The following is a 15,612-nucleotide window of genomic DNA, read 5'->3' on the forward strand; positions in this document are numbered from 1 at the left end:
TCGGCTCCCCCGCGAAACCCGCGACGGAGCCGAGGCGGAGCCGAGACTCGGGGCTTCCGCTACTTCCCGGGCGCGGCGTAGAGCTGCGCCACCTCCGCGGCGCTCAGGGCACGGTCGTAGAGCCGCACGCCGTCGATGCGGCCCTTCATCGGACGGGTCCCGTCCGACTCGGCGCCGATGCCCAGACGGAGCGCGTTGGTGCCGACGGCGGCCGGTCCGGCCTTCGACGCCTGCTCGACGCCGTTCACGTAGATCCTCATCCGCGTGCCGTCGAAGGTGCCCACGAGGTGCACCCAGGTGCCGTCCGTCGGGTAGGGCGTCGTGGTGTCGACGCGGTAGGTGTCCCCGGACGACGCGTGGTTGAACCGGAGGAACGCCGTCCCGCCGTTCGCGAGACCCAGCTCGTACCCATCCGTCGCACCCTGCGCGGCCTTCTTGAGGACGTACTGCGTCGCCTTCTGCTCGGGACGCACCCAGGCCGAGACCGTCATCGGGCCGGCGAGGTCGAGGGAGGGCCGGTCGTCGACGCGCGCGAAGTCGTCGACGCCGTCCAGCCCGAGCGCGGTGCCGCTGAGGCCCGTCGCCCACGTCGCGCCCGAGCGCATCGACGCCGTCGCGCCGTTGGTCGAGCCGTCCGCCGCCGTGGTCCCCTGCCCCTCGTCGAACCCCCACACCCCGACGGCCCCCGCCGGGACCGTCGGTCCGGGGTCGGGCGTCGGGTCAGGGGTCGGCGTCGGGTCGGGCGTCGGCGTCGGGTCCGGAACCGGTGTGGGATCCGGCGTCGGGTCGGGCGTCGGCGTCGGGTCCGGAGTCGGCGTGGGGTCGGGCGTCGGCGTCGGGTCCGGAGTCGGGTCGGGCGTCGGCGTGGGGTCCGGAGTCGGCGTGGGGTCCGGCGTCGGTTCCGGGGCGGGCACGGAGCTGCTCGCACCGGAGTAGAGCGCCGCGACCTCGGCCCCGGTGAGGGCGCGGTCGTACAGGCGCACGGAGTCCACGGCGCCCTTGGTGGCCCGGGTGCCGTTGGACTCGGCCCCGATGCCCAGCGGGAGCGTGCTCGTCCCGATGCTCGCCGGACCGGCCTTCGAGGCCTGCTCGACGCCGTTCACGTAGATCCGCATGCGCGTCCCGTCGTACGTCCCGACGAGGTGCACCCAGGTGCCGTCCGTCGGGTACGTGGAGGTGGCGTCGACCCGGTACGTGTCCCCCGACGATGCGTGGTTGAGCCGCAGGAAGGGCTTGCCCCCGCTCGCGAGACCGAGCTCGTAGCCGTCGGTCGTCCCCTGCGCGGCCTTCTTCACCACGTACTGCGTCGCGAGCTGTTCTGGCCGTACCCACGCGGCCACCGTCATCCGCGTCGTGAGGTCGAGCGTCGAGGCGTCGGGTACGCGGACGTAGCCGGTCACGCCGTCGGACCGCACCGCGGACCCGCTCCGCCCGGGGACCCACGTGGCCGCACCGACGAGGGAGCCGCCGTTCGCCCAGCCCGACACGTCCGCGGTCGCGAGCCCCTGACCCTCGTCGAGCTCCCACGCTCCCACGAGCCCGTCCGGGGAGGCCACCGCCACGCGGACCGTCGCCGGTGCCGACCACTGCCCACCGGCACCGACCCGGAACGTGAAGGAGTCCGCACCAGCGGAGGCTCCCGGCGTGTAGGTGAACGTGCCGGCCGACGTGCTCGTCAGCGCGACCGTCCCGCGCGTCGGCGGGGTGACCACCTGGAACTGCGGCGTCGCGCCCTGGGGCACCGTGGCCGTCAGCGTGCCGGAGACCGGCTGGCCGAGCGTCGTCTTCACGGCGACGTCCTGCGCGACGGGTGCCGGCGCGGGCGTCGTGGACCCACCCTGGAACAGCGTCGTCACCTCGGCGGCCGAGAGCGCACGGTCGTAGAGACGGACGCCGTCTACCGCACCCTTGACGGGCCGGTAGCCGTTGCCCTCTGCGCCGATGCCCAACGGTGACGCGTTCGTGCCGATGCTCGCCGGGCCGGCCTTCGAGGCCTGCTCCACGCCGTTGACGTAGATCCGCATGCGCGTCCCGTCGTACGACCCGACGAGGTGCACCCAGGTGCCGTTCGTGGGGTACGAGGACGTCGCGTTGACCCGGTACGTGTCGCCCGAGCTGTCCTCGTTGAGACGCAGGAAGGGCTTGCCGTTGCTCGCGAGCGCCAGCTCGAACCCGTCCGCGGCGTCGTTGGTGGCCTTCTTCACCACGTACTGGGTCGCGGCCTGCTCCGGTCGCACCCACGCAGCGACCGTGAGCCCGGTGCTCACGTCGAGTGCGGCGGAGTCCGGGACACGGACCAGACCCGTCGCGCCGTCCGAGCGCACGGCGGACCCGGAGACCCCCGGGACCCACGACGACCCGCCGACGAGCGTCCCGCCGTTGCCCCACCCGGAGGAGTCGGCGGTCACGAGCCCCTGGCCCTCGTCGAGGTTCCACGCGCCGACCAGGCCGTCCGCGGAGGACACGCGCACGCCCACGGTGGCAGGAGCCGACCACAGCCCGCCGCTGCCCACGCGGAACGTGAACGAGTCGAGCCCGCTCGCGGCCCCGGCGCGGTAGGTGAACGCACCCGTGGCGGGATCCATCGCCGTCAGGGTGCCCGCGGTCGGCGGCGTGACGACCTGGAACGTGAGGGGGTCGTCGGTCGTCGCCTGCGCGCCGAGCTTCCCGGTGACCGTGCCGCCCACCGTCGTCGCGACGGTCGAGTCCTGCGCCGTCGGGGCACCGGCCGGCGTCCAGGCGAGGCGCGCCGCACGCGCCGTCGTGGCGGAGGCGGCCATCACCAGGACCTCGCCGGGGACGTTCGACTTCGTCGCGGTCGCGTTGTTCCAGGAGCCGTCGAGCACCGTCTCCGCCGCCCCGGAGAAGTCAGGAGAGATCCGAGAGGTCTCCTTCACGAGGATGTCGTCGAGGTTGGTGCTGCGCGTGTACACGACGCGGAGCCGGTCCGTGACGTCGTCGACGAGGACGATGCCGCGCGTGCCGACCCGGTCGACCTCGCGCAACGGGTCCCAGGTGCCGTCCGGGTGACGGACCAGGAGACCGATGACGGTGCGGTCCGCGGAGTTGTAGGACGTCTTGACGGCCGCGTAGAAGGTGCCGTCGTCCGAGACCGCGACGTTGAGGTGGTCGTCCGCCATGCCGCCGCCGACCGGGAGCGCGGACCCCGCCGCGGGGACCTCGTCGGCCGTCCAGGTCGAGGGGGACGCGCCGTCGGCGTGCGTCCGGAAGCCGAATCTCTCGGTGTTCTGGTTGGACCACAGCACGCCGACCTTGTTACCCGGCATCGCGGTGACGACGGCGATGTCGTCGTCCGTGATCCCCGACGCGACCGTGACCGGAGCCGAAAACGACGAGTAGGGGGCGTCGCTCCAGCGCACCTGGACCTGGCTCGCCGTGTCCCAGGCGACCCACATGCGGCCGGTCGAGTCGATGTCGATGGTCGCGGTCTCGCTGCCGGGCAGCGAGACCGCCGTCGCGCCGGCGCGCGCGGTCCACGGGACGTACGTGTTCGACTGCGGGTCCCGCTGGATCGAGACGAGGGTCGTGGTCGGCCCGTGGAGCAGCACGTGCGCGACGTCGCCGACGGCCTTGACGTCCGCGCGCACGTCCGTGCGTTCGGAGATGCGCGTGACGTTCGTCCACGTCTTGGGGACCGCGTCGTACCGCCAGACCCACGTGCCTGCGGGCGACGTGCTGGCCGAGGCGAGCACCGCCCACCACGTGCCGCCCGCGGACCAGAGCTTCGACTGGGGCTTCTCGCCCGTGTTCCCCGTGAGGGGGATGCCGGTGGACGTGACCGCCGCCGCGGCGGGCTCCTCCGGGAGCGCCGCGGCTGCCGGTGCGGGCGGCTGCCACGACAGGGTCAGCAGCCCGGGGTCGGGCGACTTGGCGGAGACCTCGACGAGGTACTCCTCGCCCTCGGTCGCGTCGAACGTCACCGACGAGGTCCGGACGTCACCCTCGTCGTCGTTCGTCGCGACGGGGGCGCTCGTCGCCGTGCTCGGGTAGACCGTGAGCACGGTGTCGAGCTCGCTGCCGTGGGTCGAGAACGTGATGGGGCCGCTCGTCGGGGCCGTCCACCGCCACCACATCGACGAGGCGGACGCGTCCGGTCCCTCGGGGCCGGACTGGTCGGGGGCGAAGTTCGCCGCGACCTCCTGGCCGACGGAACCGCCGATCGCGACGCTCTCGGCCTCGCTGTCGCCGACGACGTCGGTGAGCTGCGAGGTCCCGGCACCGCCGGGAACTCCGGGGAACGCCGCCCCGATGCCCACGAGCGCGAGCGCACCCGCCACCGCGGCGGCGGTCGCGACGAACCATCGCCGACGCGTGACCCCTGACGGTCGAGGCTCCTGTGTGCTGTGCGGCATGTGGTGCGTCCTGCTTCTCGCGTGCTCGTCGAGACTGCGGCGACACCGCGTGACCGCCGCCCCCTGCATGCACCCTCAGGCGAATCGAACCACTCGGGGAGCCCGGAGGGCGACCTCCTGCCCGGAAGTTCACCCGCCGAGGGCGTCCCGCGTGACCGGTTGGGGCCTCCTGTCCGTCATTTCACCCACGCGACCCGGCCGCCGGGCGGCTCGGGCGGAGTAGCGTGGGCCGACACCCAGACCGTCACCCACGGAGGTCCTCGATGCGCATCTCGGTGGTCGGTTGCGGGTACCTCGGCGCCGTGCACGCCGCGAGCATGGCGTCCCTCGGCCACGACGTCGTCGGCGTCGACGTCGACGCCGACAAGGTCACGGCGCTCACCGCGGGCCAGGCGCCGTTCTTCGAGCCGGGCCTTCCCCGTCTCCTCGAGCAGGAGGTCGGGAGCGGTCGCCTGACCTTCACGACGGACGTGTCGCGCGCGGCCGGGGCACGGGTGCACTTCGTGTGCGTCGGTACGCCGCAGCGGCCGGGCGAGTACGCGGCGGACCTGCGCTACGTCGACGCCGCGGTCGAGTCCCTCCTGCCGCACCTGTCCCCCGGCGACCTCGTGGTCGGCAAGTCCACCGTGCCGGTGGGGACCGCCGCGCGGCTCGCCGCGCGCGTCCGCGAGGCCCAGCCCGGGGCGCGCCTCGTGTGGAACCCGGAGTTCCTCCGCGAGGGCCACGCCGTCCAGGACACGCTCCACCCGGACCGCCTCGTGTACGGCGTCCAGCCGGAGGACGACGGCACCTCCGAGAGCGTCCTCGACGAGGTCTACGCGAGCGTCCTCGCGGACGGGACGCCGAAGGTCGTCACCGACTTCGCGACGGCCGAGCTCGTCAAGGTCGCCGCGAACTCGTTCCTCGCGACGAAGATCTCCTTCATCAACGCGATGGCCGAGCTGTGCGAGGCCACCGGGGGCGACGTCACGGTCCTCGCGGACGCGATCGGGCACGACGCCCGCATCGGGCGCAGCTTCCTCAACGCCGGGCTCGGGTTCGGGGGCGGCTGCCTGCCCAAGGACATCCGCGCGTTCATGGCCCGCGCGGGCGAGCTGGGCGTCGACCAGGCCCTGTCGTTCCTGCGGGAGGTCGACTCCATCAACATGCGCCGGCGCGTTCGGATGGTCGACCTTGCACGCGAGGTGTGCGGCGGCTCGATCGTGGGCCGCAACGTCGCGGTCCTCGGCGCCGCCTTCAAGCCCGACAGCGACGACACGCGGGACTCCCCCGCGCTCAACGTCGCGATGCAGATGCACCTCCAGGGCGCGCACGTCGTCGTCACGGACCCCCGCGCGACGGAGAACGCACGACGCACCGCGCCGGAGCTCAAGTTCGCGGCGACCGTCGAGGAGGCGGCGCAGGAGGCCGACGTCGTCGTGCTGCTCACGGAGTGGCGCGAGTACCGCGACCTCGACCCCCGCGCGCTGGGCGAGCACGTCGCGCACCGGCGCGTCCTGGACGGGCGCAACGCGCTCGACCCGGCGGTCTGGCGCGACGCGGGCTGGACGTACCGCGCGCTGGGTCGCCCCTGACACCACGGCAATCCGGGAGCGAGCCGCGCTCGTCAGTTCGTCGCCGCTGCCGTCGCCGCGACCGTGGCGCCGACGAGGATCGCCGCGGTGACCTCCTCGACGTAGGCGCGCACCGCCTCGCTCGCCCAGCTCTGCCGCGCGATCTCCTTCGCGCGCGCGTCGACGGCGCGGCGGCGCGACCCGGACAGGTCGGTCCCGCCGTCCACGACTGCCGGCGTGCCTCGATCACCGCCCGCCGCGAGCACCCGGCCCGCCTGCCCGGTCGCGGCGAGGATCGCGACCAGGGCGGCCGTCCGCAGGTCCGGCGCGCCGCCGTCGACCAGGACGCGCCAGAGCCCGGCCCGCACGCCCTCCTCGTGGCGCGTGTCCGCCGCGGGCCAGCGCGTGGTCGGGAAGATCCCGAGCACGCGGCCCTCCTCGCGTCGCAGGACGCCGCGCTCGGCGAGCGACGCGATCGCGCGCGACGCCGGCCGGAGTTTCGCGAGCGGCGCCACGAGCCCCTTGGGCGTGGACCCCTCGCGCGACCGCACCACGGTCAGCGCCTCGTCGAGCAGCGTGTTGCCGGTGGGGGACGCGTCCCGCACGACGATGCGCCCGATCCTGCCGCCGTCGCCGTCGCCCGCGAGGTCGGCCCTGCCCAGGAGCGCGAGCTCTACGAGGAGCGCCCCGGCGGCGACCTGCTCGCGGTACGACGCGTCGACGACGGCCTTCCCGGTCACGTCGTCGAGCGTGAGCAGCAGGTAGTCCTCGAGGATGAGCATGCCTCCACGGTAGGCGCCGCCGTGCCCGCGGAGACGTGCCGAATGTCATCGGCCCGCGAGGCCGTCGCGGGCCTCAGCCGTCGTGGATCACCAGGACGGCCTGGTCCGGCCCCACGTGGAGCGTCGCGGCGTCGCACCCCTCCTGGGTGATGCGGACGGTCCAGGGTGGCTCGGCGCCGGACGACACCAGCTCGCCCGTCACCACGTCCGGACAGGTCGCGCCCAGCAGCTGCGTCGGGGCGGGGGCGAGGTCCTCGAGGAACGCCAGCGTGACGGTGGCGCCGCGGTACCGCTCCGCGGAGTCGTCGTGCGACGACACCACGAGACCGACGAGGCAGATCGCCGCGATCGCCGCGGCGACGGCGCTCCACACCCTCAACGTCGTGAAGCGTCGCCAGGTCACGGCGTACAGACCGGCGCCCTCGAGCCGGTAGGAGACCCAGCCGAGGATCGTCAGGTCGCGTTCGACGACGCGGCGCCGATCCTGGAACGCCGTGCGGAGGTCCGGTGCCAGCGCGGGGTCCGCGAGCTGGGCCATGACGTTCCTCTGGTCAGCGACCGCCCGGCGGCGACGCTCGACGAGGCCCGGGACGTCGCTCGCCCACAGGCCGAGGAACGTCGTGGGCTCGCGCGCGACCTCGTCCCGCAGTCCCGTGAACTCGAGCTGGGTCGCGATCGCCTCGACGGTCACCACGCGCGGCGCGAGCACCCGGCTCGCGAGCGCGACCACGGTCCCGAGCGCCACCAGGGCGCCCGCGCCCCACGCGAGCGCGGTCCACGTCACGGCTCCCCGCTCCGACACGATCCCGGCGACGGGGAACGCCGCGGCGAGGAAGGCGGTCAGGGCGACCGTCGACGTCGCGAACCACTTCGCGACGTCGCGCAGCCGGGCGGTGGAGGCGTCGTACGAGGCGATGCGGGCGACGGTCAGCGCCGTCTCGACCGGCTGCGGGCCCGACGGCAGGACGCTCGGCTCGGGTCCTCGCGGCACGTCAGTCCTCCCAGGGCGCGGCGAGGTCGTCCTGAGGAGGCATCTCGTCGGCAGGCTGCTGGTCGGGGCCGGCCCCTCCCAGCGGGACGACCCAGCCCGTGCCGTCCCACTGCAGCAGTCGACCGTCGATCCACCGGTACTCGTCGAGCGCGGGGCCTGGTTCGGTGCTCATCGTCACTCCCTGGGCGCTCGCGTCGTGCCGGACAGTCCCAGGGTTCTCCATCGCGGGCGCGCCGACAAGGATGAAGTCGGGTCAGTCCGCGAGCTCCCAGCGCACGGTGACGCTCGCGCGGACCTCCTGGGTGCCGGGCTCGACGACGAGCGCGTCGCTCGCGGCCTTGGCCGCCATCAGGCGCGGCACCGGGCCGGGCCCGCCGACGTCCTCGCGGACCTCCACGACCGGGCCGAGCGACCGGCCCGCGAGCCGCGCGTACTGCTCGGCGCGCGCGCGGGCGTCGGCGAACGCGGCGTCGCGCGCCGCGACGGCGAGCGGGCCGGGGTCGCCCACGGCGAGGCTCGTCGAGTCGAGGCGCGCGACGGGCCCCGCGGCGTCGAGGGCGGCGCGGACGATCTCGCCGCACGCCGCGACGTCGCGCACGGTCGCGCGCAGGGTGAGCCGCGCCGTCGTGCGCGGGCCGTCGTCGCGCTGCTCGGTCCACGTGGACGTCTGGGACGTGCGCACGTCCGCGGGCGCGACGCCCGCCCCGACGAGCGCGTCGCGCGCCGCGGCCAGCCCGGCGTTCGCCCGGTCGAGGGCCTCCTGGACACCGGGGGCGCTCGACTCCGCGCCCAGCTCGACGACGGCGACGTCCGGCGCCGCCGTCACTGCCCCCTGACCGGTGGTCGTCACTCCCGAGCCGCCCACGACCCCTCCTGTCAGCTGTTGCCGTCGAAGAGCGAGGTGACCGACCCGTCGTCGAACACCTCGCGGATGGCGCGCGCGACGAGCGGCGCGATGGAGAGCACGGTGAGCTGCGGGAACTGCTTGTCCGCAGCGATGGGCAGCGTGTCCGTGATGACGACCTCGCTCGCCCCGCACTCGGACAGGCGCTGCGCCGCCGGGTCGGACAGCACGCCGTGCGTCGCGGCCACGATCACCGAGCGCGCCCCCGCGGCGAGGATCACGCGCACCGCCTCGGCGATGGTGCCGCCGGTGTCGATGAGGTCGTCGACGAGCACGCAGTCACGGCCCTCGACGTCGCCGACGACGCGGTTGGCGACGGCCTGGTTCGGGCGCGTCACGTCGCGCGTCTTGTGCACGAACGCGAGCGGCCCGCCGCCGAGCTTCGCGGCCCACTGCTCGGCGACGCGGATGCGGCCCGCGTCCGGGGAGACGACCGTGACGTTCGACGTGTCGACGCGCGTGCGCACGTAGTCCGTGAGGATCGGCATCGCCCACAGGTGGTCGACCGGGCCGTCGAAGAAGCCCTGCGTCTGCGCGGCGTGCAGGTCGACGCTCATGAGGCGGTCGGCGCCCGCGGCGGTGAACAGGTCGGACATGAGGCGGGCCGAGATCGGCTCGCGGCCGCGGTGCTTCTTGTCCTGCCGGGCGTAGCCGTAGAACGGCTGGACGACCGTGATGGTGCGGGCCGAGGCACGCTTGGCCGCGTCGACCATGAGCAGCTGCTCCATGATCCACTGGTTGATCGGCGCAGTGTGGCTCTGCAGGATGAAGACGTCGGCGCCGCGCACCGACTCGCCGAACCGGACGTAGATCTCGCCGTTCGCGAAGTCGTACGCGGTCGTGGGCAGCAGGTCGATGCCCAGCTCCCGCGCGACGTCGTTGGCCAGCTCGGGGTGCGCGCGCCCCGAGGCGAGGACGAGGGACTTCTCCCCGTTGCCGGCGATCGTGCTGCTCATACCAGTGGGTTCCTTCGGTGGTGTTTCCGGGTGCGGGGTGGGTCTGAGGAGAGCGGGGCCGGACGCGGTCAGTCTGCCGTGGTCGCGGGACGACCGCCACGCAGCGCCTCGAGCGTGTGCTCGAGCTCGGGTCCGGGCGGCGGCGGGGTCGGGCGCTCGGCCGTCGCCGCCGCGCTCTGGTCCGCGAGCTGGGCCTGGGCCTGGGCACCGAGCGGCGGCGCCTCGGGGTCGCTCGCGCGCGCGGCGGCCGCGGCGTCGGCCGCCGGGGTGCCGGGGCGGCGGCGCTCGACCCAGCCCTCGATGTTGCGCTGCTGCCCGCCGCTCACCCCGAGCGCGCCCGCGGGCACGTCGCGGCGGATGACCGAGCCGGCGGCGGTGTAGGCGCCGTCGCCGACGGACACCGGGGCGACGAACATGTTGTCCGCGCCCGTGCGCGCGTGCGAGCCGATCACCGTGCGGTGCTTGTGGACGCCGTCGTAGTTGACGGTGACCGACGCGGCGCCGATGTTCGTGTGCTCGCCGATCGTCGCGTCCCCCACGTAGGACAGGTGCGGGATCTTGGAACCCTCGCCGATCTCCGCGTTCTTCGTCTCGACGAACGTGCCGATCTTGCCCTGGGCGCCGAGCACGGTGCCGGGCCGCAGGTAGGCGAACGGGCCGACGGACGTCCCGGCCCCCAGGACCGCGAGGCTGCCGTGCGTCCGGGTCACCGTCGCGCCCGCGCCGACCTCGGTGTCGGTGAGCGTCGTGTCCGGGCCGATCGTCGCGCCCTCGGCGACGACCGTCGCCCCGTGGAGCTGCGTGCCGGGGAGCAGGGTCACGTCGCGCGCGAGCTCGACGTCGACGTCGACCCACGTCGTCGCCGGGTCGACGACGGTCACGCCCTCGCGCATCCAGTCCTCGAGGATCCGGCGGTTGAGCTCCGCGCGCAGCGTCGCGAGCTGCACGCGGTCGTTGACGCCCTCGACGATCGTCGGGTCCGCGGAGACGAGCGCCCGGACCGTGCCGCCCTCGGCGCGCGCCGCCGCGACGACGTCCGTCAGGTAGACCTCGCCCTGGGCGTTGTCGCGCCCGAGCGTGCCCAGGCCGCGGCGCAGGACCGCGGCGTCGAACACGTAGATCGACGCGTTGACCTCGCGGATCGCGCGCTCGTCGGCCGACGCGTCCTTGTGCTCGACGATCCGCTGCACGTCGCCCGAGCCGTCGCGCACGACGCGCCCGTAGCCCGTCGCGTCCTCGAGCTCCGTCGTCAGCATCGTCACCGCGTTGCCGTCGACCACGTGCGCGGCGAGGAGCTGGGCGAGCGTGCCGCCGTCGAGCAGGGGGGTGTCGCCCGCGGTCACGACCACGGGGCCCTCGAGCCCGTCGCCCAGGCCGCGCCCCTCCTCGCCGTCGGGCAGGCCGTGCAGGAGCGCCTGCGCGTGGGCCTTCGCGTCGAGCGCGGCGAGCGCGCACTGCACGGCGCGCCCGGTCCCGGGGATCTCGTCCTGGTCCACGACCACCGCGTCCGGGTCGACCGAGACGGCGTGCTCGGCGACGCGGTCGCGCCCGTGCCGCACGACGACGGCGAGCAGCGCCGGGTCGAGCGAGCGTGCCGCGACGAGCACGTGCCCGAGCAGGCTGCGGCCCGCGAGCGTGTGCAGCATCTTGGGGGTGGACGACTTCATCCGCGTGCCCTCGCCGGCGGCGAGGACGATCACGGCAGCGGGGGCGACGGTGGGGTCGGTTCCCTGCTGAGCTTCCATGGGTGTTCCCCTCGGGATCGGTGGCACGAGCTCCGCCCCCAGGACTCGAACCTGGACCAAGGGCACCAAAAACCCTTGTGCTGCCGATTACACCAAGGCGGACCGGACCCGGCGACGCCTCTGCCCGTCACCTGCCCCTCGCCGTGCTCCGGTACGTCTCCCGGGCCACGGCGGGCGGGCTGGGTCCGGGAACAGTCTGCCAGGTCGGTCCCTGTGCCCGACGCCGGTCGCGCCCGTCTCGTCCGGTCCGCACCCTGGTCCTCGCCCACCGCGGCAGTCGCGTGCGCCACACGGGCGGGGCGCGCACGCGGGGCACGGCGGCGGGTGCACGGCATGATGGACCCCGTGGCCGAGTCCAGACGCACCCCCCGATCCCGCATGACCGCGAGCCAGCGGCGCGAGCAGCTGCTCGCCGTGAGCCGCGGTCTCTTCGCCGAGAAGGGGTTCGAGGGGACGAGCGTCGAGGAGATCGCGGCGCGCGCCGAGGTGTCCAAGCCGGTCGTGTACGAGCACTTCGGGGGCAAGGAGGGTATCTACGCGGTCGTCGTGGACCGGGAGGTCCAGGCGCTCACGGCGGCGCTCTCCGGCGCGCTCGACGAGGGCGGCCACCCCAAGGTGCTCCTCGAGCGCACCGCGCTCGCGCTCCTGTCCTACATCGAGGCGTCCGAGGACGGGTTCCGCATCCTCGTGCGCGACTCCCCCGTCGCCCAGGCCACCGGCACGTTCTCCAGCCTCATCGGCGACGTCGCGACGCAGGTCGAGCACCTGCTCGCCCACCAGTTCAAGACGCGCGGGCTGGACCCCAAGGTCGCGCCCATCTACGCGCAGATGCTCGTCGGCATGGTCGCCCTCACCGGGCAGTACTGGCTCGACGTGCGCTCGCCCAAGAAGACCGAGGTCGCGGCGCACCTCGTCAACCTCGCGTGGAACGGCCTCGCGGACATGGAGAAGCGCCCGCACCTCATCACGACGAAGTCCTGACGCGTCCGTCCACGGGTCGTCCGGGGAAACTTCTCCGAATCCGCGTCATGGCGCCCGGGCGTACCCGTCTCTCCTTGCGGAAGCACGAGACCGACGAAGCGGGGCACTTCATGCACGGGCACGACCGGTCCACCGACCGCACGCACGAGGACCACCGGGACGAGATCCGTCCCACGGTCTGGGGATACTCGACCTGGACGACCGCGCGCTGCCTCCACGGGGCCGTCGCCGGGGCGCCGGACCGCATCGTCCAGCGCACCGACGTGCTGGTCCCCGGCCTGACGCCCCGCGAGCTCGACCGGGTGCGGCGGCACGCCGAGTGGTACGCGTCCGTCGACGGCGTGCGCCTGGGTCTCGTCGCGGGCGCCGCGACCGCGATCGCCGCGCTCCTCGTCGGGCACGCCCTGGCGCCTGCCGTCCTCGTCCTCGTCGCCGCGCTCCTCGGCGTCACGGCCGCGCTCCTCACGCGGGTCCTCCTGCGCGTGGCCGGACCCCGGCTCTCGCGCGTCGAGCGCCGGGCCCTGCGCGACGCCGTCGAGATCCGGCGCGTGCGCGTCGCGCCCCCGACGTCGGCGGGCATGCGCGTCCTCGTCGCGATGAGCGCCGTCGAGTCCGTCTCCGCACGTCTCGACGAGCGGGAGGCCGCGATCGCGCGCGAGCTCCTCTGGGCCGCGCTCGACGCCGTCCGGCGCGACGACGTCGCCGACGTCGACCAGGCGACCGCCGCGATGCTCCGCCTCACCGTGCGGGCCGCGCGCACCCCGCTGCCCCCCGTGCGCGACGAGCACCGGGGCTGAGCCCTCGGCCGGGGTCACGACCCCCGGCCTCGGAAGGACCCGCCCGGTCCGTCGGGAGGGGGCAGGACGTGACATCTGTCCCGTGCCGTGCGCGTGGCCGCGTGGTTGTCTGGGGCACATGGCGACACTCGAGATCGACTCGCTGACCAAGACCTACGGCGACGTGCGCGCCCTGCGCGGGACGTCGTTCGACGTGCGTGCCGGGGAGATCTTCGGCTTCGTCGGCTCCAACGGCGCCGGCAAGACCACGACCATGCGCATCATCCTCGGCGTGCTCGCCGCCGACGGGGGCGAGGTGCGCTGGGACGGGCGGCCGATCGACCTCGCCGCGCGGCGGTGCATCGGCTACATGCCCGAGGAACGCGGGCTCTACCCGCGCATGAAGGTCGGCGAGCAGCTCGTCTACCTCGCCCGGCTGCACGGGCTGTCCGCCGCAGACGCGAAGGACGCGATGGAGCGCTGGACCACGACGCTCGGCGTCGACGCCCGGCGCGGCGACGAGGTGCAGAAGCTCTCGCTCGGCAACCAGCAGCGCGTCCAGCTCGCCGCCGCGCTCACGCACGACCCCGAGCTGCTCGTGCTCGACGAGCCGTTCAGCGGGCTCGACCCCGTGGCCGTCGACGTCATGAGCAACGTGCTGCGCGCCCGCGCCGACGCGGGCGTCCCCGTCGTCTTCTCCTCCCACCAGCTCGACCTCGTGGAACGCCTGTGCGACCGCGTCGGGATCATCAAGGACGGCGCGATGGTCGAGGTCGGCACGATCGACGAGCTCCGCCGGACCGAGACCGAGAGGTGGGTCGTGGACGGGCCACCGGGGGCGACGTGGATCGGCGCCGTGCCCGACGCGCGGGCCGTCAGCCTGGAGCGGTCGCGCACCGTCGTCGAGCTCACGCACCGCGACGGGGCCGCGGGCGACCGGACCGCCGTCGACGGGCCGAGCGGGCGCGAGCAGGCCGTGCTGCGCGCGGCGCTCGCCGCCGGGCCGGTGCACGAGTTCTCGCTCGTCCGGCCGTCGCTCACCGAGCTGTACCGCGACGTCGTGAGCGCCGAGGAGAAGCCGGCCGGGACGGCCGCCGAGACCGTGGAGGTGGGGGCATGAGCACGGGGACCTCGTTGACGTCCTGGGGCGCGATCCGCCTCGTCGCGGGCCGCGAGATCACGACGCGGCTCCGCTCGAAGTCGTTCGTCTGGCTCACCGTGGTCCTCGTCGGCGCGGTCGTGCTCGGCGGGGTGGTGCTGAACCTCGCGAGCTCGTCCGGCCCGACCGCCGAGCGCGTCGGCGTCACGCCACAGACCGCGGCGCTCGCCGAGTCCGTCGAGGCCACGGGAAGCACGCTCGGCACCGAGGTCGAGACCGTCGACGTCGCCGACGACGCCGCGGGCGAGGCCCAGGTGCGCGACGGCGACCTCGACGCCCTCGTCACCGGGTCCGCCGACTCGCCCACCGTCGTCGTGGACACCGAGCTCTCCCCCGGCCTCACCGCCGTCTTCACGACCCTCGCCCAGCAGACCGCGCTGTCCGACGCCGTCGCGAGCCTCGGCGGCGACCCCGCCCAGGTCGCGGGCGACGTCGCGACCGCCGCGCCGACCGTGCGCACCATCGGGGAGCCCAGCGAGTTCGACCCGACCCGCTACGTCACCGGCCTCGTCACCGGCGTCCTGCTCTTCATGGCCATCATGATCAGCGGCCAGCTCATCGCGCAGGGCGTCGTCGAGGAGAAGACGAGCCGCGTGGTCGAGCTCCTGCTCTCGACCGTCCGGCCCTGGCAGCTCATGGCGGGCAAGGTGCTCGGCATCGGCCTCGTCGGCCTCGGGCAGGTCGCGCTCGTCGTGCTCGCGGGCGTCGGGACCGCGCTCGGCCTCGGCCTCGTCGACACGTCGACGATCGACCTCGGCACCGCGGCCGCCTGGGCGCTCGTGTGGTTCGTCGTCGGGTTCGTCAGCTACGCGCTCCTCATGGCCGGCCTCGGCGCGCTCGTCTCGCGCCAGGAGGACGTCGGCGCGGTCACGACCCCGGTCACGTTCCTCATGATCGTGCCGTACGTCGTCGGCATCTCCGTCGCGCCGTGGGCCCCGGACAACCCGCTCGTCGTGTGGCTGTCGTTCGTCCCGCTGTGCTCGCCGCTCCTCATGCCCGTGCGCATCGCCCTCGGCAGCGCCGAGACCTGGGAGGCGCTCCTCGCCCTCGGCCTCTCGCTCGCCGTCATCCCGGTGCTCGTGTGGCTCGCCGCGAAGATCTACTCCAACGCGGTCCTGCGCACCGGTGCCCGTGTCAAGCTCAAGGACGCCCTCCGCACCACCTGACCCGGGACCGCGGCGAGGTAGAGCCCTGGTCGCGCGAGATAGAGCCGTGGTCGCGCGAGGTAGAGGCGTGGTCGCGCGAGATAGAGCCGTGGTTGTTGTGCTCGACGGCGTGTGGCTGGCCTGGGTGGTCGGGGTGGGGGGGGGGGGGGCGGGGGCCCCCCCCCCCCCCCCGCCCCCCCCGCCCCCCCCCCCCCCCCCCCACCCCCCCCCCCCCCCCCCCCCCCAC

12 protein-coding genes and 1 tRNA gene are annotated in these 15,612 nt (G+C 74.3%); 5 read left to right on the forward strand and 8 right to left on the reverse strand.

The genetic code is table 11. The annotated features are described in order from the left end of the window. Nucleotides 1-59 precede the first annotated feature (59 nt). Nucleotides 60-4,373, reverse strand: a complete 4,314-nt coding sequence (locus ACZ402_RS17750) for a LamG-like jellyroll fold domain-containing protein (RefSeq protein WP_375825119.1) — start codon at nt 4,371-4,373, stop codon at nt 60-62. Between the two features lie 263 nt (nt 4,374-4,636). Here ACZ402_RS17750 and ACZ402_RS17755 point away from each other — a divergent pair, with 263 nt between their 5' ends. Next, on the forward strand, nt 4,637-5,947 hold the full coding sequence (locus tag ACZ402_RS17755) for a UDP-glucose dehydrogenase family protein (RefSeq protein WP_375825118.1): 1,311 nt from the start codon (nt 4,637-4,639) through the stop codon (nt 5,945-5,947). 32 nt (nt 5,948-5,979) lie between these two features. Here ACZ402_RS17755 and ACZ402_RS17760 read toward each other — a convergent pair whose 3' ends face one another. The 7 genes from ACZ402_RS17760 to ACZ402_RS17790 all read right to left on the reverse strand — a co-directional run bounded on the left by ACZ402_RS17760 (nt 5,980) and on the right by ACZ402_RS17790 (nt 11,406). After that, on the reverse strand, nt 5,980-6,708 hold the full coding sequence (locus ACZ402_RS17760; RefSeq protein WP_375825117.1) for a GOLPH3/VPS74 family protein: 729 nt from the start codon (nt 6,706-6,708) through the stop codon (nt 5,980-5,982). 73 nt (nt 6,709-6,781) lie between these two features. Next, on the reverse strand, nt 6,782-7,699 hold the full coding sequence (locus tag ACZ402_RS17765; protein WP_375825116.1) for a hypothetical protein: 918 nt from the start codon (nt 7,697-7,699) through the stop codon (nt 6,782-6,784). A gap of 1 nt (nt 7,700) precedes the next feature. Further along, entirely contained in the window at nt 7,701-7,871 is a 171-nt protein-coding gene (locus ACZ402_RS17770) for a hypothetical protein (protein WP_336728113.1), read from the reverse strand. Between the two features lie 81 nt (nt 7,872-7,952). Next, nucleotides 7,953-8,564, reverse strand: coding sequence for an SIMPL domain-containing protein (locus ACZ402_RS17775; RefSeq protein ID WP_375825115.1), 612 nt, complete (start codon nt 8,562-8,564; stop codon nt 7,953-7,955). An 11-nt stretch (nt 8,565-8,575) separates the two neighbouring features. Then, nucleotides 8,576-9,559 (reverse strand): ribose-phosphate diphosphokinase, encoded by a 984-nt coding sequence (locus tag ACZ402_RS17780; protein ID WP_253052885.1) that lies wholly within the window; start codon nt 9,557-9,559, stop codon nt 8,576-8,578. A gap of 68 nt (nt 9,560-9,627) precedes the next feature. Further along, nucleotides 9,628-11,304, reverse strand: a complete 1,677-nt coding sequence (gene glmU / locus ACZ402_RS17785; RefSeq protein ID WP_375825114.1) for a bifunctional UDP-N-acetylglucosamine diphosphorylase/glucosamine-1-phosphate N-acetyltransferase GlmU — start codon at nt 11,302-11,304, stop codon at nt 9,628-9,630. Nucleotides 11,305-11,334: 30 nt separating this feature from the next. Then, a tRNA-Gln gene (locus ACZ402_RS17790) sits at nt 11,335-11,406 on the reverse strand. Between the two features lie 276 nt (nt 11,407-11,682). On the opposite strand from ACZ402_RS17790, the gene ACZ402_RS17795 reads away from it, so the two are divergent. The 4 genes from ACZ402_RS17795 (at nt 11,683) to ACZ402_RS17810 (ending at nt 15,386) form a co-directional block, all read left to right on the forward strand. Continuing rightward, nucleotides 11,683-12,285 (forward strand): TetR/AcrR family transcriptional regulator, encoded by a 603-nt coding sequence (locus ACZ402_RS17795; protein WP_087469723.1) that lies wholly within the window; start codon nt 11,683-11,685, stop codon nt 12,283-12,285. A gap of 74 nt (nt 12,286-12,359) precedes the next feature. Continuing rightward, entirely contained in the window at nt 12,360-13,082 is a 723-nt protein-coding gene (locus ACZ402_RS17800; protein ID WP_375825113.1) for a hypothetical protein, read from the forward strand. A 118-nt stretch (nt 13,083-13,200) separates the two neighbouring features. Then, nucleotides 13,201-14,181 (forward strand): ABC transporter ATP-binding protein, encoded by a 981-nt coding sequence (locus tag ACZ402_RS17805; protein ID WP_375825112.1) that lies wholly within the window; start codon nt 13,201-13,203, stop codon nt 14,179-14,181. Beyond that, nucleotides 14,178-15,386, forward strand: a complete 1,209-nt coding sequence (locus tag ACZ402_RS17810; RefSeq protein ID WP_375825111.1) for an ABC transporter permease — start codon at nt 14,178-14,180, stop codon at nt 15,384-15,386. Before ACZ402_RS17805 ends, ACZ402_RS17810 begins: the two co-directional genes overlap by 4 nt. The last annotated feature ends 226 nt before the right edge of the window (nt 15,387-15,612 follow it).

Source organism: Cellulosimicrobium sp. NPDC030954, assembly GCF_055571305.1.

Coding starts and splice junctions, on each gene's coding strand:
- ACZ402_RS17770 (WP_336728113.1), bottom strand. CDS start 7,871: ATGAGCACCGAACCAGGCCCCGCGCTCGACGAGTACCGGTGGATCGAC.
- ACZ402_RS17760 (WP_375825117.1), bottom strand. CDS start 6,708: ATGCTCATCCTCGAGGACTACCTGCTGCTCACGCTCGACGACGTGACC.
- ACZ402_RS17810 (WP_375825111.1), top strand. CDS start 14,178: ATGAGCACGGGGACCTCGTTGACGTCCTGGGGCGCGATCCGCCTCGTC.
- ACZ402_RS17795 (WP_087469723.1), top strand. CDS start 11,683: ATGACCGCGAGCCAGCGGCGCGAGCAGCTGCTCGCCGTGAGCCGCGGT.
- ACZ402_RS17755 (WP_375825118.1), top strand. CDS start 4,637: ATGCGCATCTCGGTGGTCGGTTGCGGGTACCTCGGCGCCGTGCACGCC.
- ACZ402_RS17750 (WP_375825119.1), bottom strand. CDS start 4,373: ATGCCGCACAGCACACAGGAGCCTCGACCGTCAGGGGTCACGCGTCGG.
- ACZ402_RS17780 (WP_253052885.1), bottom strand. CDS start 9,559: ATGAGCAGCACGATCGCCGGCAACGGGGAGAAGTCCCTCGTCCTCGCC.
- ACZ402_RS17805 (WP_375825112.1), top strand. CDS start 13,201: ATGGCGACACTCGAGATCGACTCGCTGACCAAGACCTACGGCGACGTG.
- glmU (WP_375825114.1), bottom strand. CDS start 11,304: ATGGAAGCTCAGCAGGGAACCGACCCCACCGTCGCCCCCGCTGCCGTG.